A 16,281-nucleotide genomic window follows, 5' to 3' on the forward strand; every position below is an offset into this window, starting at 1 on the left:
AGTGTGGCAGGGTCGTAGGCATGAGCGAGAACCCGTCGATTGTGCTGAAGAACAGCGGGTACCGCGCCGTCATCGAACCGGATCGGTGGAGCCGAGGCAGCTACACGCTCATCGTCGACGGCACGCCGCAATCACACGTCAACGTCGACGACCCTTCGCAACTGTTCTTCGAATACGTGCAGCGCATCGGACACGTGATCGACCAGCTGCCGGATGGCCCGATCACCGCGGTGCACCTGGGTGCCGGCGCGCTCACCCTCCCCCGCTACGTCGAAGCGACCAGGCCCGGCTCGCGGCAGCAGGTCGTCGAACTGGAGAGTGACCTGGTCGACTTCGTTCGCGAGCACCTGCCCTGGTCGCGGACTGCACCCATCCGGGTCAGGCACGGAGACGCGCGTGCGGTGCTCGAGAAATTTCCGGCCGGGCTGCGGGGTGCCGTCGACCTGCTGGTCGTCGATGTGTTCGGCGGCGCGCGAATCCCCGCGCACGTGACCAGCCTCGAGTTCTACACGGCAGCCGCGGCCATGCTCGCGCCGGGCGGCGTGGTCTGTGTCAACATCGCCGACGGCCCGGGCCTGGAGTTCGCCCGAAGTCAGGCGGCAACCCTGCTGGCGGCGACCGGGCATGCTGCGGCTCTCGCCGAGACGCAGATCCTCAAGGGTCGGCGCTTCGGCAACGTGGTGCTCGTCGGCTCTGCGACTGCGCTCCCCCTCGAATGGATGCCGCGCCTGCTGGCCGGTGGACCGCATCCGGCCAAGCTGGTGTCCGGTGCCGAGCTGGTCTCCTGGATCGCCGGCGCACCGGTGGCGACCGATGCCACGGCCATCCCGTCGCCGCCTCCGTCGAAGAGCATCTTCCAGGTGAACCGCCGCGACTGACCCCATAGTGCCCGTTCCGGAGAATAGTGCCCCGCGGAACGGATGCAATTCTCCGGAACGGGCACTTTCGCGGGCGCATCCGGAATGATGGATGCATGCGCGGGCGGAGTGTGCGGGTCGGGGTAGTGCTGGCGGCGGCGCTCGCGGTGGCCGGATGCGGCACGACGCCGAGTACACCGACCGCGCCGCTGCCGAGCCCGACTTCGCCGCCCCCGACCAACACCGCGCAGGTGCAGCCGGGCAGCACCCCCACGGTCATTGCCTCGGGGTTGGATGCGCCGTGGTCGGTGGTGCGGCTGGCGAACGGGTCCGCGCTGATCAGTGAGCGCGACACTGCGCTCATCAAGGAGCTGACCCCGGATGGTGAGGTGCGCGACGTCGGCACGATCGCCGGTGTGCAACCACGCGGAGAAGGCGGCCTGCTCGGCATCGACGTACTCGAAAGCGGCGAAGGCCTGTGGCTTTACGCCTACTTCACGTCCGACTCCGACAACCGCATTGTGCGGATGCCGGTGGAGGGCGAGGCCGGATCGCTCAGCCTGGGGGAGGCATCCGTCGTTCTCAGCGGAATCGCGAAGGCAGGGAACCACAACGGCGGGCGCATCAAGTTCGGACCGGACGGCATGCTCTACGCGACCTCCGGTGATGCGGGGGACGCGTCCAGCTCGCAGGACCCGGAGTCGCTGAACGGCAAGATCCTGCGAATGACACCGGAGGGGGCCGCGTCGGCAGACAACCCGACGCCGGGCTCGCTCGTCTACTCGCTCGGTCATCGTAACCCGCAGGGGATCGCCTGGGATGATACCGGCCGGCTGTGGGCGGCCGAGTTCGGGCAGAACACCTGGGACGAGCTCAATGTGATCCAGCCCGGCCATAACTACGGCTGGCCGGAGGTCGAGGGGGCTGCGGGCGTCACCGGGTTCGACGACCCGGTCTACCAGTGGTCGACCGCTGAGGCGAGCCCGAGCGGCCTCGCCTACGTCGACAACACCTTCTTCCTCGCGGCCCTGCGCGGGCAGGCGCTCTGGGCGATCTACCCGGTCGACACGAGGGTGGATGCCGTGCCCTGGTTCACCGCGGAGTACGGCAGGCTGCGCGACGCCATCCCCGGCCCGGACGGCACCCTCTGGGTGCTGACCAACAACACCGATGGCCGAGGGAACCCGGCACCGGATGACGACAAGCTGCTCGAGATACGGCTGGTGGAGCAGGTCACGGGTTAACCTGAGACAGTAACGGATCGGGGCAGTACGTGAGCATCATCGTGGGCTATGACCCAATCACCCTTCGGGAGAAGGTCGACCTGCGGGCTGCAGGCGAGCGCCTCGACGAGATCGGTGTGCAACGCAACACCGAGGCCCTCAACGAGAAGGTGACCCTGCTTCGCCTGGTCGGCCGGCTGGACGAGGCCTGGGACATGGCGAATGATGCGCTGCGTCAGGCCCGGTTCTCGGGGGATCGGCAGGAACTCTGCCTGGCGCGCATCCGCCGCGCCCAGGTGCAGCACTATTTGGGCAAGCTCGATCCGGCGTTGATCGAGCTGACGTCCTGCGTCGATGAGGCGCGCGGCCATGACTGGGCGGGGGCCGAGGCTGCAGCCCTCCACGCCCGGGGTCTCGTCTATTTCGACCAGGAGGAGCTGAAGTCGGCGCTGCTCGACTTTCGTACCGCCGTGACCATCCGCGTGCGCATCGGCGCCGCGGCGGACCAGGTCGACGCCTCGATGGTCGCCATCGCGATCGCGGAGTCGTTCCTGGTCGCGTGACCACTCCTCCCCCGCCTGGTCCTGTGAGAGTGCGTGTCGTCCTGCGCCGTCTCAGGCTGAGCGTCGGCGCCGCCGGTTAGGGTCGTTTCGTGGCTGAGTTGATGCGAGTGAGGCGGTGGGCGGATGCCCTGATCGCGCTCCACCTGGACCCCACCGAGTGGTCATTCGGTTTCGACAACGCGAAAACCCGTGCGGGCCTCTGCAACTACACCCGCAAGCGCATCACGGTGTCGCGCTACCTGGCGGACCGCTTCGAGGATGACGAGATCCACCAGGTCCTGCTGCATGAGGTAGCGCACGCCCTGGCCGGTGCCAGGGCCGGGCACGGTCCGCAGTGGAAGGCGATCGCCCGGGAGATCGGCTACGTCGGCAAGCGAACCCATGACGGGCAAGTGGCCACCGAGTTTGCGCCCTGGGTCGGCACCTGCCCGGCCGGTCACGTGCACTACCGCTATCGCAGGCCAGCGCGGGCGTTGTCGTGTGGGAAGTGCTCCCGGCGTTTCGACACGGCCAACGCCATCCACTGGGAGAACCGGCGGGCTGCGTAAGCGTTGAAATGCTTCCTGGCGCTAGTAGCCTTCGACCGCCCTGGCCAGTTCGTCGACAACGTTCTTCCAGTGGCCGAGCATCATGTGACGCTCCCCCCGATCGGCCAGCTGCTCGTGATGGAAGGCAATCGTGGTTCCGGTTGCCGCCTCCTTCACCGTGACCTGCAGCAGTGTGTCGTGCGGCCAGTCATCCGGATGCCAGGTCAACCGCAGCTTGCGTCCCGGGGTGACGGTGCGAACCTCGCCACGCACGCCGTCATCCGTCTGATAATGGAAGCCCTTCTCAAGGTCGAGCTTCGTGTTGCCCAACCACAGCGCAAGACCGTCGCTGACCAGGTAGTCCCAGACGACCGCAAGTGGCACTGCCACCGTCTTTCGCACCCCGACCTCCCAGCCGGCGTCTTTGGTCAAACCAACCCGGTCACCCTTCGCATCCATGAGACCAACTGTATTCGCTGCGCTCAGCACCCAAGTGCAACCATTCGAGGTAAAGCTCGGCCGTATGGGACTGTTGGGGCGGCATCCGTAACCAGCTACCTTGGTTACATGGATTCTGCTGACCGCTCCCACCGATCGACCGGCCAGTGGCTGAACTCGGACAGCGGCACCCGCTGGTGGTTCGACTCGGGTTCCGTCAGCCTCGACTTCGGCTACGCCTCATTCATCAACCCGGCCGACCTGGCCGAGTGGCTCGGCCAGCGGTTCTCCCGGGTCGACGATTCGGCGACCGACCGAGAGTTGAAAGACGCCGAGGCGCTTGGGGACGCCATCGCGCGGGTGGCGATCGCGCGCACCCGAGAAATGTCAGCGACGCCGGAAGACGTGGACGTGATCAACCTCTACGCCGCCACGCCGGACATTCCGCCCGCCCTCACCGGCGGACGCCGACAGGCGGGCGCCGGGAAGGTGCGGGTCGCACAGGCACTCGCCTCGGTGGCGCGGGACGCCGTCGACCTGTTCGGGGAGCGCGGTGCCGGGCGCATCCGCAGTTGCGCCGCAGCGGACTGCGCGATGGTGTTCTACGACGACTCGCGCTCCGAGAACCGCCGGTGGTGTTCGATGCAGCGCTGCGGGAACCGGGCAAAGGTTCGGGCGTACAGGGCGCGTGTGGCTGGGTAGGTCACTGGCGGAAGACGGGCACCTCGTCGACCGGGTCGAGGTCGGGCATCCGCATGCCGAGTGCCATGCCTGATTCTGAGGCGCTGATGAGGTGCGCGGCTCCCCGGCGGAGGCTGGTGTACGCGGCGCACGCTGCTGCGGCCTCCGGCGAGCAGTAGTCGATCCCCACGGCGGCGAGGGCGTCAATGACGGCGCCAGCACCCAGGAGGTCTTCGACGGCAAACCGCAGACTGCCGTCACTGCGCTTCTCGCCCGCGGCAATCACCGCGACGGTGAACCGGTCGCCGCGCTCCCCTTGCTGGGACAGCACCCACTCGGCAACTGCAGCAGAGTTGCGGATGCCTCCCGCGACGACCAAGGGGAGAGACGGCAGCTCCCGCGGCGTGGCGGGCTGCTCATCGACCCAGATGATGACATCCGCGCCGTCGCCCACCGCCGTCGCACCAGAGGTTCCCCAGTCGAAGCGAACCTGGTACTGGGCCTGCGGAGTCATGGGACCAGATTACCGAGCCCGCCCGCCACGCGGCCCTTAGCGTCACACGCGGTCATTCAAGGGGGCGCGCGTCACTAAAGGGGCAGCGCCGCAAGGGTTACACGCGGGAGCCCCAGCTCCTGGAGACGCCCGCCGGGTTGCGCTGCTGCGGAACACCCCACGGGTTGTCGTCGCGCAGTGGCGGCGGCAACAGGTCCTGCGGCGCGCCCTGATAGGCGACAGGTCGCAGGAAGCGTCCGATCGCGGCGCTGCCGACCGAGGTGCTGGAGTCGTTGGTTGTTGCCGGCCACGGCCCGCCGTGTTGCATCGCCGGGGTGACGGCGACACCAGTCGGCCAGCCCCCGAACAGCACGCGGCCGGTGCTCTGGGTGAGCCACGACACCAGCTCCCGCAGTTCCGGGGTGTTCTCTCCGTCGGCGGCGTGCACCGTACCGGTGAGGTTGCCCTGGAACAGTTCGACTGCCAGCGGCGCAAGCTCAGCCTCATCGTCGTACTCGACCAGCACCGAGAGCGGTCCGAAGGCCTCGTCGAGCAGTGTCTCGTGGTGTTCACGGAGCACGGATGCCGGCACACTGACGATGGTCGGCGTCGCCCAGCCGTTGCCATCCTCATCGACGCGGACGTCGCCCTCAGCGATCACCGTGACGCCCGGCGTCGACAGGATCGCGTCGCGCCGACCGCGGTAGCCGGCAGTGATGCCCGGGTTCAGCAGGCGGTGCTCGTTCACCACCGAAGCGGCGGATGCGATGCGCTCGGCGAGCGCGTTCTGCCCCGGCACGAACAGGAATCCCGGCTTGGTGCACAGCTGGCCGGCCGACCCGGCAACACTGGTCACGAACCCGTCCACGATGGCGTCGGCCGAGGCCGCGAGTCCCGCGCGAGTGACGAAGGCCGGGTTGACACTCCCGAGCTCCCCGTAGAACGGGATCGGGGTGGGGCGCGCTGCTGCGATGTCTGCGAGCATCCGCCCTACCCGGATCGAACCGGTGAAGCTGCCCGCCTTGATGCGCGGGTCCTTCAGCATGTCGACCCCGGCCTGCTGCCCGGAGATCAGCTGGAGCACGCCCTCGGGCGCTCCGGCGGCGACCAGGGCATCCGAGACCACCTTCGCGGTTTCCACCGAGAGGCGCGGATGCCCGGAGTGGGCCTTGACGATGACCGGGCAGCCGGCCGCGAGAGCAGCCGCCGTGTCACCTCCGGCGACCGAGAAGGCGAACGGGAAGTTGCTGGCAGCGAAGTTCAGCACCGGTCCGACCGGGATGCGGTAGCGGCGGACATCCGGGCGCACGCCGAGCGCGAAGTCGGAGTCGGCCTCGTCGATGCGCACGTCGAGGTACTCGCCGTCGATGACGGTTTCAGCGAAAAGCTTGAGCTGCACCGCCGTGCGGTTCAGCTCGCCGGTGAGGCGTGCCTCGGCGAGCCCGGTCTCCTCCATCGCGGTGGCGACGAGGGATTCCCTGGCGGCGGTCAGGGCACCCGCTGCCGCGACCAGGGCGGTCGCCCGCTGCTGAGGCGTGGTAGCCGCCCAGAGGGGAGCGATTTCGGCTGCGCGGGCCGCTATGCGGTTCAGGTCTTGGGACATTTTCGTGGTGCTCCTTAGTTACTTCGACAAGCTCAGTTGGTCTCGACAAGCTCGACCCGCCTGACGGCTCGGTCCGCTTCAGGGTCTCAACCCGCAGAAATATCAGCTAGAACTGGAAGCCGGTGGGGAACGGGTCGGACGGGTCGAGCAGGTATTGTCCGATTCCGGTCACCCAGGCGCGGCCGGTGATGGTCGGCACGACAGCCGGGATGCCCGCGACGGTGGTTTCGCGCACCAGGCGTCCAGTGAAGCGCGAACCGATGAACGACTCGTTGATGAAGTCCTGGTCGAGCGGAAGTTCGCCGCGCGCCCACAGCTCAGCCATGCGGGCGGAGGTGCCGGTGCCGCAGGGCGAGCGGTCGAACCAGCCGGGGTAGATGGCCATGGCGTGGCGCGAGTATTCGGCCGTCGACCCTGGCGCGATGAACTCGACGTGATGGCAGTGGTCGAGTCCGTCGATCTCCGGATGCTGCGGCGGATTGGTGGTGTTGATCGCCTCCATGATCGCGAGGCCCGCCGCCAGGATCTCCTGCTGGTTGTCGCGATCGAAGTCCAGGCCGACGGCATCCAGGTCGACCATGGCGTAGAAGTTTCCGCCGAACGCCAGGCTGTACGGGATGGTGCCGTAGCCCGGAACGTCCACAGTGTCATCCAGCCGGACGCTGTAGGAGGGAACGTTCTCGATCGTCACCGAGTCTGCGTGGCCGTCGCTGACCGCCACCCGCGCGATGACCAGACCGGCCGGGGTGTCCAGGCGGATAGTGGTCACCGGCTCGACGACCGGAACCATGCCGGTCTCCACCAGCACCGTCGCCACACCGATCGTTCCGTGACCGCACATCGGCAGGCATCCGGAGACTTCGATATAGACGACGCCCCAGTCACAGTCGTCGCGTGTCGGCGCCTGCAGGATCGCACCGCTCATGGCGGCGTGTCCGCGCGGTTCGTTCATCAGGAACAACCGGATGTCATCCAGGTGCTCCATGAAGTAGAGGCGCTTCTCGTTCATGGTGGCGCCAGGGATGACCCCCACACCGCCGGTGATGACCCGTGTGGGCATCCCCTCGGTGTGGGAGTCAACCGCTGTGTACATCCGGCTGGAACGCATACTTAGACCTTACGGCTCGCGATGTAGTCGAGTGCCTTCTTCGTGTCAGCGGTCACCTGGGCGTGCTGCTCAGGGCTGAGCGGGCCACGCGGCGGACGGGTGACGCCACCGTAGGTCTGGCCGGTCAGGTCCATGGACAGCTTGATGGCCTGCACGAACTCGATCTTGGTGTCCCAGCGGAACACGGTGATCAACTGCTCGTAGATCTCGAACGCCCCGGCGATGTCTCCCGCCTTGACGAGATCGTAGATTGCGACGGCCTCCTTGGGGAAGGCGTTCGGGTAGCCGGCGAACCAACCCTGGGCGCCCACAACGAGCGACTCGAACAGCAGGTCGTCGGTGCCGCAGATGATGTCGATGTCGCACAGTTCACGAATGGCGAGGATGCGGCGGATGTCCCCGGAGAACTCCTTGATGGCCACAACTTCCGGGATCTCGGCCAGACGGGCGATGAGCTCTGGCGTGAGGTCGATCTTGGTCGAGAACGGGTTGTTGTAGGCCATGATGGGCAGCCCCACTTCGGCCACCTTCGCGAAGTGCTCGACGATCTCGTCGTCGTTCGACTTGTAAATCGTCGGGGGGAGAAGCAGGAGGCCGTCAGCACCGTCCTCCTTCGCGTACTCTGCCCACTTCTTCGCGGCGTGCCAGCCGGTGCCGTGCACGCCGGCAATGACGATTCCGCGGCCATCCACTGCCTTGACGGCAACCTGGATGACCTTGCGGCGCTCCTCATCGGTGAGTGCTTCGTACTCGCCGAGCGATCCGTTGGGGCCGACGCCGCGGCATCCGTTGTTCATCAGGAAGTCGACGTGCTCGGCGAACTTGTCGTAGTCGACGGCGAGGCCGGCCGGAGCGGACGGGTCTTCCTTGAACGGGAGGGTCGTCGCGACGACGACTCCGCCGAGGTCAAAATTCTTGCTCATGGTTTTTCCTTTCGTGGAGCCTTCACTGGCTGCCGTGTGGTGGTTTGTTGGGTAGTGGAAGCGCGGATGGGGGCGCTGGCCAGTTCGCCGATGCGGATCGGAACCGCGATCGGGCGCCGGTCGCTCACGGTGCCGTCGCTGAGTGCGGATCCGGGAGCCTGCTGCGCGAGGAGATGCTCGATGGTGCGGCCGCAGATGCGGCCCTGGCAGATTCCGAGCCCAGCGCGGGTGCTCAGTTTCAGCGACCGAAGGGACTGCGAGTCTGTGGCCGCGGCCGCTGAGCAGAGGCTCCCGTAGCTGACTTCTTCGCAGCGGCACACGATGGTTTCCGCCGTCAGCCAGGCCGGCCAGCCGCGTTTGATGCCGTGGGCGGCTTCAATGCGGGCGGCGAACCGGGAGAAGACGGTGCGCCTGCGTTCGAGCGCCGGGTTGGTGCCGGACGCTCCTGCGGCGTAGTGACCGGCGATGGCACCTTCGGCCAGGGCGAGGTCGACCCCGCCGATGCTGGTGAGTTCGCCGGCCGCGTACACGTTCGGGATGGTGGTCAGCTGACGCTTGTCCACCCGGACGAACCGGTCGGCGTCGAGTTCGCACCCGACGGCGAGCGCCAGTTCGAGGCGTGGCGTGAATGCGTGGCTGACGCACACCGCATCGACGGCGATGGTCTTCTCGGTTCCGGGAATCGGCACCCAGTCGCGGTCGAGCTTTGCGGTGGTCACCGACTCGACGTGGGTGGTGCCGTGTGCGGCGATCACTGTTCGCCCGAGCAGGTACGGGATGCGGTGCCTCAAGTGCCCGGCGAGGTATCCGGCCAGTTCCCATCCCTTGCCTGCAGCAGGGAGCAGCTGCCACGCCCGCGGCAGCCATCCGCGCACCAGCGCAGCGGTTCGATTGGCCTCCATGACAGCGACGACCCGGGAGCCGGTGGCGGCCAGCGATGCGGCCACCGGAAGGAGGAACGGTCCGGCTCCGGCCACGACAACACGCCGACCCACGGCGAGACGTTCCCCCTTGGCGAGTGCCTGAGCGGCGCCTGCGGTGAAGACGCCTGGCAGGTCCCAGCCCGGGAACGGCAGGGTGCGGTCGTGGGCGCCGGTGGCGAGCACGATGGCATCCGGCTGGAGCGACACGCGTTCCCGGCCGTGGCCGTCCGGCTCGCCGAGCACCGCGTGCACTGTCGGGCGCTCACCTGCATCGATCGCCCACACATGCGCGCCGAGGACGATCTCGCATCCCGGGTCAGCGGTCAGTTCGGTGGCCAGTGCCTGGAAGCGCGACCATCCGTGGTGCAGTTGTGCTTCCTTGCGCGCCGGGCGGTTCGGCGGGAGGTGTCGCCAGAACTGACCGCCCAGGGAGTCTGAGCTGTCCAGTAGCACGACGTCAGCGCCGGCGGCCCTGGCCGAGCGGGCGGCGGCAAGACCCCCGGGGCCCGCGCCGATCACGAGTACCCGGGTCATGCTGCGTCACCCCCCGGAAGCGGATGTTCGGGCAGCGGATGATGCTGAGTCGTCACGACGTCGCCATCCTTCGCCCTGCGCTGGCAGGCGCGGACATCCTCGACACCGTTGACGACCACCAGGCAGTCGAAACAGACGCCGATTCCGCAAAAGACCCCGCGCGGCCGGTCGTGCGCTGAGGTGCGACGGAAGCCCAGGCAGCCTCCGGCGAGCAGGACGCCGGCGATGCTCTGTCCGGCGACTCCGTGCACTTCGGACCCGTCGACTGTGATGGTCAACGGGGTCGGCTCCGATGGCTGGATCGGGTCGGCCGCGAAGGGGAGCAGTCTCGCGGCCATTACGCGGCCTCACCGAGGTGCGCCGCGAGGCTGGCACGGGCGGGCGAGTACGGCGCGACATCGAGCTCCGGTGCAGTGCCGGTCATCATTGCGGCGATAAGACTGCCGGTGACCGGCGCGAGGCCGATGCCCGCACCCTCGTGACCGGTCGCGTGCCAGAGGCCGGGCAACCGGTGGTCTGGACCGACCAGCGGGAGGTGATCGGGCATGAACGGCCTGAAGCCGCCATACGCGCGCATCACCTGGTGGGCGGCGAGGAACGGGAACAGCCTGAGCGCCTTGGCGGCGATCTCTGCCATCACCTCGGGTCGCATGGACGCGTCGAAGCCGATCTGCTGCCTGGAGGAACCGATCAGCACGGTTCCGGATGCCGTCGATTCGACGACACTGGATGTCTGCAGGGCGGCGTCATCCGACCCCACCGCACCGACATAGTCGGCGTCGTAGACCTTGTGGAAGATGCGGTGCCTCATCCTGGAGGTCACCAGCACGACGCCTCGGCGGGGGTGCACCGGCAGCATGACGCCGAGCGTCTGTGCCACCGTGCCCGACCATGGTCCAGCGGCGATCACCACAGCATCCGCCCGGAATTCGCCAGCCTCGGTGGTTACTCCAACCAGCGCGCCGTCGCGGCTCAGCAACGGCCCCGTGACTCTGGCGTTCTGCACCAGCCGAGCACCACGGCGCCTGGCTGATGCCAGCAGTGCTTCGGCCGCGACCACCGGGTTCACCTGGGAGTCCTGCGGGTAGAAGACGGCTGCCGTGATGGTGGGGTTGAGCTCGGGCTCCAGCGCCAGCGCATCCGCGATGGACAGTTCTTCGGCCAGTACTCCGGAGCCGCGCTGGCGGGTGGCGAAGGCGATTAGCGGCGCGGCGCCGGCATCCGTCGTCGCGACGACCAGGCCACCCTTCTGCTCGTACTCGATGGCGGGGAAGTCCGGCCCCAGTTCTTCGGCGAGCTCAGCCGACAGCTCGGGCCACCGGGCGGATGCGCGTAGCGCCATCTCCAGTTCGGCTCCGGGCCCCTTGTCGGAGACGAGGAGGTTGCCTTCGCCGCTGGCGGTCGTTCCGGAGACCGCTGTGGTTCGGTCGATGATCGTGACCGCCAGCCCGGCGCCGGCGAGGGAGCGGGCGCAGGCTGCGCCGACGATTCCGGCGCCGATGACAAGCACGCTGTTCGTCATGTGGCCCCCGCTCCTCCTCGTGAATGGATAATATGTAACATACTACAGGGCGGGAGCCTGGACAAGCTCGGCTGGTTTCGACCCTTCGACAGGCTCAGGGCAGGCCTCGCTTCGCTCGCTCGACCCGCTTAAGCACGCTCAGAGAGCGAATCTTGTCAGGCGCCGAGGTAGGCGTCGATGATCCTGGGGTCCGAGATCAGCTCGGAGGCCTGGCCCTCGAGGGTGGTAGCGCCATCCTCGATCACGTAGGCCCGGTCGGTGACCTTCAGCGCGGCACGGGCATTCTGTTCGACCAGCAGCACCGTCGTGCCCTCGTCGCGGATGTCGCTGATCACCTGCATGACCTGCGCCACGATCAAGGGAGCAAGTCCCATCGACGGCTCATCGAGCATCAGCATCTTGGGACCGGCGATCAGGGCGCGACCGATGGCGAGCATCTGCTGCTCACCTCCGGAGAGCGTTCCACCCTGCTGGCCTTTGCGCTGCTCGAGCAGCGGCAGCAGCTCATAGACGTGCTTGATGCGCTTGGCGATCAGCGCACGATCCTTCACCAGGTAGCCGCCCAGCTGCAGGTTCTCGAACACCGTGAGGGTGCTGAAGATGCGGCGTCCCTCTGGGACGTGGATCAGGCCGGAGCCCACGACGTCCCACGGCTTCGCCTTGGTGATGTCGGCTCCGTTGAAGCTGATCGATCCGGTCTGCGCACTGACCAGCGCGGATGCCGTGGACAGCGTCGTCGTCTTGCCCGCCCCATTGTTACCGAGAAGGGCGACGATCTCGCCCTCCTCGACGCGGATGCTCAGCCCACGCAGTGCCTGCACCTTGCCGTAGAAGACCTCGACGTTGTCGAACTCAAGCATCGCCATCTGCCCGCACCTCCTCGTCTTCGTCCTTGCCCAGGTAGGCCTCGATCACGGCGGGATTCGCCTTCACCTCGGCGGGAGTGCCATCCGCAATCTCCTTGCCGAAGTTCATGACGACGATGCGCTCTGAGACCTCCATGACCAGCCCCATGTCGTGCTCGATCAGCACGATTGCCGTTCCCAGGTCGCGGATGCGCCGGCACAGCTCGAGAAGGGACTGCTTCTCGTTGTGGTTGAGCCCGGCAGCCGGTTCGTCGAGCAGCAGCAGCTCGGACTTGCGGGCCAGTGCCCGGGCGATCTCGACCTGCTTCTGCTGGCCGTACGACAGGTTGCGGATCGGAACACCGCGCTCCCCCTTGAACCCGACGAAGTCGAGCCAGTGGTGGGCTTCCTCGGTGTACAACGCCTCACTGCGCTTGAAGCGCGGAGTGTGGAAGATGGCGTCGAGGAAGTTCTGCCCGCCGTAGAGGTGCATTCCGGCACGGACGTTGTCGAGCACCGTCATGTCGTGGAAGAGCCGCAGGTTCTGGAAGGTGCGCGAGACCCCGGCCTGGGCGATATCCGCCGGACGCTTGCCGGTGATGTCGACCCCGCCCAGCGTCACGCGGCCTCCGGTCGGCTTGTAGAAACCGGTGATGCAGTTGAAGGCCGAAGTCTTCCCCGCACCGTTGGGGCCGATGACGGCGATGATCTCGCGTGCATTGGCGCTGAAGGTGAGGCCATCGACGGCCTTGACGCCGCCGAACGCGATCTGCAGGTCTTCGACCACGAGTACGGCGCTCATCGGCTCAGTCCATTCTGGATCGCGGTGTTGTCGCGTTTCAGCTTGGTCCGCTCAGCCTCGGAGGCGTGTGGCGGCCAGAACCCCTGCGGGCGGAACACCATCACGACGACCAGGAGGATGCCGAAGAGGAGGTAGCGGTACTCGGAGAAGTCGCGGAGGAGTTCGGGCAGCAGGCTGATGACCAGCGCGCCGATCACCACCCCCTTCATGTTGCCCATTCCGCCGAGCACCACGGCCATCAGCACGAGGGCCGACTGCAGGAAGAGGAAGCTCATCGGGGAGACCGCGGTGAGGTGGGACGCGAACAGGATGCCACCGAAGCCTCCCCAGACTGCGCCGAAGATGTAGGCGAGCAGTTTCACCTTGTAGGTGTGGATGCCCATCGCCTCGGCGGCGTCCTCGTCTTCCTTCACGAACTTCCAGGCCCGGCCGAGGCGCGACTTGCCCAGACGGGCGGCGGCCAGCACCAGGCCGGCGACCACGATGACGGTGAAGTAGTAGAAGATCACCGGATGCTGGAAATCGATGTTGCCGATCTTCAGGATTCCGGGGATGCCGAAGATCCCGGATGGGCCGCCGGTGATCGTGAGGTTGTTGGCCGTGATCCGGGTGATCTCTCCGAAGCCCAGTGTGACGATCGCCAGGTAGTCGCTACGCAGTCGCAGCGTCGGCGCACCGATGATGAGCCCGGCCAGGATGGTCATCACGATGACCGCCGGCAGGGTGAACAGCACCGGTAACTCGAACATCTTCGACAGGATCCCCGCGGTGTACGCGCCCACTGCCAGGAAGGCGATGTACCCGAGGTCCAGGAGCCCGCAGTAACCGACGACGATGTTCAGTCCGGCAGCCAGCACGACGAAGATCGCTGCGGTGGTCATCACGTTCAATGCGTACGGCGTGGCGATGATGAACGGCATGATCAGGGCGATCGCGAGGGCGGCCCAGCCGATGTGCTTGTTCTCGAAGATGCGGGTCATCCAGACGCCGACACTGCCCTTCTTCTCGGGCGGCCGGTTGGTCACGATGCTCGCGGTCTTGTCTTCCATCGTCATCTCAGACACGCTCCGTCACTCGTTCGCCGAGAATTCCCGTTGGTCGCAGTGTGAGGAAGAGGATCAGCACCGCGAACGCGAAGGCGTCCCGCCACTGCCCACCGACCAGCTGTGAACCGAAGGCCTCCACGAGCCCCAGCACCAGCCCACCGAGCATGGCTCCGCGGATGTTGCCGATGCCGCCGATCACGGCCGCAGTGAACGCCTTGAGGCCGATGATGAACCCCATGAGGAAGTCGATCTTGCCGTAGTAGGCACCAGCCATGACGCCGGCTGCCCCGGCAAGGGCGGAACCGATGAAGAAGGTACGACTGATCACCGAGTTGATATTGACCCCCATCAGCAGGGAGCCCTTCATGTCGAGCGAGATCGACCGCATGGCCCGCCCCGTCGAGGTTTTCCTGATGTAGCGGTCGAGCGCGAACATCAGCACCGCCGCGATCACCATGAGGATCATCTGGGGCAGGGTGACGCGGGCGCCGAGGACCATGATGATGTCGCCGTCGAGTCGGATCGGGAACCCTCGCGGGTTCGGGCTCGCGATGGCGGCCACGCCGTACTCCAGGGCGAAGGATGCGCCGACCGCAGTGATGAGTACGGCTAATCGTGGCGCTCCGCGCAGGGGTCGATAGGCCAGCTTTTCGACGATGACACCGATGGTGCCGGTGAGCAGCATGCTGACCATCATCACGATGATGAGCGCGAACAGGCCCAGCGAGGTGGCGAAGCCGCCCAGCGAAGTGAGGATCGCGTAGCCGATGAATGCGCCGACCATGTAGATGTCGCCGTGCGCGAAGTTCAGAAGTTTGATGATGCCGTAGACCATGCTGTAACCCAGCGCGATCAGGGCATAGAACGAGCCGACGAACAGTCCGTCCCAGATGATTTGTGCCATAGCAGCCTGCTCCGTCGCAGAAAATCACGGCGTGACGCCGTGGCCGGTTCAGGTTTCGCCGGCCACGGCGTTACACCTCAGGTGGGTTTACTGCAGGTCGTCGAAGAGGACGAAGTCGCTGTTCTCCATGACCAGGATGACGAATCCGCCGCTGGCCAGGGTGTGCTCAGGCGTGAACGAGAGCGGCCCGGAGAACGCGTCGAACCCTTCCGTCGCCTCGAGAGCCGCGATGACATCATCCGTCGCCGTGCTGCCTGCCGACTCGATGGCGGCGGCGGCAAGGCGGACTGCGTCATAGGACTGGGTCGAGTACGGCTTCGGCTCCTCGCCGAACGCTGCCTCGTAATCCTCGATCCAGCTCTCCGCGCCCTCAATGGTGTTCGGGGTTGGCGTCATGGTGGCGTAGACGCCCTCAGCAGCAGCTCCGGCGATCTCCGCCAGGGTGCTGTCGGCGCTTCCGTCGGCGACCATGATGTCGCCCTCATAGCCAGCCTTGCGAAGCTGGTCGGTGATCAGGCCACCCTCCTGGTAGTAGCCGGTCCAGTAGACCATCTCCGCACCGGAGCCCACGATGTCCCGCACCACTGACGAGTAGTCGCTCTCACCGGCGTTCACCGAGGTGTTGAGAACGACCTCAGCTGCGCCGTCTTCGGTGATCTGCTTCTCGGTCTCGGTGGTGATGTCGACAGAGTAGGAGGTGTTGTCGTCAACCAGTGCGACCGTCGCGTAGCCCTGCTTCTTGATGAAGTCGAGCGCCGCGGTGGACTGCTGCAGGCCGGTGCCGTTGATCAGGAACACGGACTTGAGGCCCTCGTTGACGAGGTCCTGCGAGTTGGCGGCCGGGATGATCATCGGCACGCCGGCCTTGTCGAAGATCGGCAGCGTCGGAAGCGTGGCTCCCGAGCAGTAGCCGCCGACTGAGACAACGACCTCGCTGGAGACCAGCTTGTTCGCACTGGCGACAGCCTGCTGCGCGTCACACGCACCGTCGGCGACAACCAGTTCGAGCATCCGGCCGTCGAGCACGCCGCCGGCCTCATTGATCTCGTCTACGGCCATCTGGGCACCGTTGGACATGCTCGCGCCGGTGGGCGCACTACTGCCCGAGGTTGGCACGATCATTCCGATCTTGATGGTGCCGGTGTCATCGCCACCCTCGTCGCCGCCGCCGAGCAAACCGCCGCTACAGGCTGACGTCGTGAGTATTACCGCTGTGGCAATGCCGAGCATTACCCCCGCGCGCTTTGCGAGCTTCATTTTCTGCCTCTCCGTTGATGGTGAAAATGTGC

The 16,281-nt window shown here is 66.6% G+C and carries 18 protein-coding genes; 5 read left to right on the forward strand and 13 right to left on the reverse strand.

The genetic code is table 11. The features are described 5' to 3' along the window. The first annotated feature begins 20 nt into the window (after positions 1-20). The 4 genes from ACX3PH_RS01475 (at position 21) to ACX3PH_RS01490 (ending at position 3,191) form a co-directional block, all read left to right on the forward strand. Positions 21-878 carry a spermidine synthase gene (locus tag ACX3PH_RS01475; RefSeq protein WP_459088644.1) on the forward strand — a complete coding sequence of 286 codons (858 nt, stop codon included), beginning with the start codon at positions 21-23 and terminating at the stop codon, positions 876-878. A gap of 95 nt (positions 879-973) precedes the next feature. Further along, positions 974-2,101: a PQQ-dependent sugar dehydrogenase gene (locus ACX3PH_RS01480; RefSeq protein WP_459088646.1), complete on the forward strand. Its 1,128-nt coding sequence runs from the start codon at positions 974-976 to the stop codon at positions 2,099-2,101. A 29-nt stretch (positions 2,102-2,130) separates the two neighbouring features. Beyond that, the gene (locus ACX3PH_RS01485) at positions 2,131-2,643 is read left to right on the forward strand and encodes a hypothetical protein (protein WP_459088648.1); all 513 of its coding nucleotides are present in this window, start codon (positions 2,131-2,133) and stop codon (positions 2,641-2,643) included. Between the two features lie 89 nt (positions 2,644-2,732). Then, positions 2,733-3,191, forward strand: coding sequence for a SprT family zinc-dependent metalloprotease (locus ACX3PH_RS01490; RefSeq protein WP_459088650.1), 459 nt, complete (start codon positions 2,733-2,735; stop codon positions 3,189-3,191). A gap of 21 nt (positions 3,192-3,212) precedes the next feature. Here the strand turns inward: ACX3PH_RS01490 and ACX3PH_RS01495 are convergent, their stop codons facing one another. Beyond that, positions 3,213-3,629: an SRPBCC family protein gene (locus ACX3PH_RS01495; protein ID WP_459088652.1), complete on the reverse strand. Its 417-nt coding sequence runs from the start codon at positions 3,627-3,629 to the stop codon at positions 3,213-3,215. 108 nt (positions 3,630-3,737) lie between these two features. Here ACX3PH_RS01495 and ACX3PH_RS01500 point away from each other — a divergent pair, with 108 nt between their 5' ends. Next, complete coding sequence (locus ACX3PH_RS01500) at positions 3,738-4,310, forward strand: CGNR zinc finger domain-containing protein (RefSeq protein ID WP_459088654.1); 573 nt, start codon at positions 3,738-3,740, stop codon at positions 4,308-4,310. Position 4,311: 1 nt separating this feature from the next. Here ACX3PH_RS01500 and ACX3PH_RS01505 read toward each other — a convergent pair whose 3' ends face one another. From ACX3PH_RS01505 to ACX3PH_RS01560, 12 genes are all read right to left on the reverse strand, one after another. Then, positions 4,312-4,803 carry a 2-phosphosulfolactate phosphatase gene (locus ACX3PH_RS01505; protein WP_459088656.1) on the reverse strand — a complete coding sequence of 164 codons (492 nt, stop codon included), beginning with the start codon at positions 4,801-4,803 and terminating at the stop codon, positions 4,312-4,314. Between the two features lie 97 nt (positions 4,804-4,900). Further along, positions 4,901-6,385 carry an aldehyde dehydrogenase (NADP(+)) gene (locus tag ACX3PH_RS01510; RefSeq protein ID WP_459088658.1) on the reverse strand — a complete coding sequence of 495 codons (1,485 nt, stop codon included), beginning with the start codon at positions 6,383-6,385 and terminating at the stop codon, positions 4,901-4,903. Positions 6,386-6,491: 106 nt separating this feature from the next. Continuing rightward, positions 6,492-7,493 carry a proline racemase family protein gene (locus tag ACX3PH_RS01515; RefSeq protein WP_459088660.1) on the reverse strand — a complete coding sequence of 334 codons (1,002 nt, stop codon included), beginning with the start codon at positions 7,491-7,493 and terminating at the stop codon, positions 6,492-6,494. 2 nt (positions 7,494-7,495) lie between these two features. Beyond that, positions 7,496-8,416, reverse strand: a complete 921-nt coding sequence (locus ACX3PH_RS01520; protein ID WP_459088662.1) for a dihydrodipicolinate synthase family protein — start codon at positions 8,414-8,416, stop codon at positions 7,496-7,498. After that, positions 8,413-9,873 carry an FAD-dependent oxidoreductase gene (locus tag ACX3PH_RS01525; protein ID WP_459088664.1) on the reverse strand — a complete coding sequence of 487 codons (1,461 nt, stop codon included), beginning with the start codon at positions 9,871-9,873 and terminating at the stop codon, positions 8,413-8,415. The genes ACX3PH_RS01520 and ACX3PH_RS01525 overlap by 4 nt, the downstream gene beginning before the upstream one ends. After that, entirely contained in the window at positions 9,870-10,211 is a 342-nt protein-coding gene (locus ACX3PH_RS01530) for a (2Fe-2S)-binding protein (RefSeq protein WP_459088666.1), read from the reverse strand. Before ACX3PH_RS01530 ends, ACX3PH_RS01525 begins: the two co-directional genes overlap by 4 nt. Continuing rightward, positions 10,211-11,395: an NAD(P)/FAD-dependent oxidoreductase gene (locus ACX3PH_RS01535; protein WP_459088668.1), complete on the reverse strand. Its 1,185-nt coding sequence runs from the start codon at positions 11,393-11,395 to the stop codon at positions 10,211-10,213. Before ACX3PH_RS01535 ends, ACX3PH_RS01530 begins: the two co-directional genes overlap by 1 nt. 155 nt (positions 11,396-11,550) lie before the next feature. Beyond that, positions 11,551-12,261, reverse strand: coding sequence for an ABC transporter ATP-binding protein (locus ACX3PH_RS01540; protein ID WP_459088670.1), 711 nt, complete (start codon positions 12,259-12,261; stop codon positions 11,551-11,553). Beyond that, positions 12,248-13,042, reverse strand: coding sequence for an ABC transporter ATP-binding protein (locus ACX3PH_RS01545; RefSeq protein WP_459088672.1), 795 nt, complete (start codon positions 13,040-13,042; stop codon positions 12,248-12,250). The genes ACX3PH_RS01540 and ACX3PH_RS01545 overlap by 14 nt, the downstream gene beginning before the upstream one ends. Further along, positions 13,039-14,097: a branched-chain amino acid ABC transporter permease gene (locus tag ACX3PH_RS01550; protein WP_459089812.1), complete on the reverse strand. Its 1,059-nt coding sequence runs from the start codon at positions 14,095-14,097 to the stop codon at positions 13,039-13,041. The genes ACX3PH_RS01545 and ACX3PH_RS01550 overlap by 4 nt, the downstream gene beginning before the upstream one ends. Position 14,098: 1 nt before the next feature. After that, positions 14,099-14,992 carry a branched-chain amino acid ABC transporter permease gene (locus ACX3PH_RS01555; RefSeq protein WP_459088674.1) on the reverse strand — a complete coding sequence of 298 codons (894 nt, stop codon included), beginning with the start codon at positions 14,990-14,992 and terminating at the stop codon, positions 14,099-14,101. Positions 14,993-15,079: 87 nt separating this feature from the next. Continuing rightward, complete coding sequence (locus tag ACX3PH_RS01560) at positions 15,080-16,249, reverse strand: branched-chain amino acid ABC transporter substrate-binding protein (RefSeq protein WP_459088676.1); 1,170 nt, start codon at positions 16,247-16,249, stop codon at positions 15,080-15,082. Positions 16,250-16,281 lie beyond the last annotated feature (32 nt).

The organism is Homoserinimonas sp. A520 (assembly GCF_054489245.1).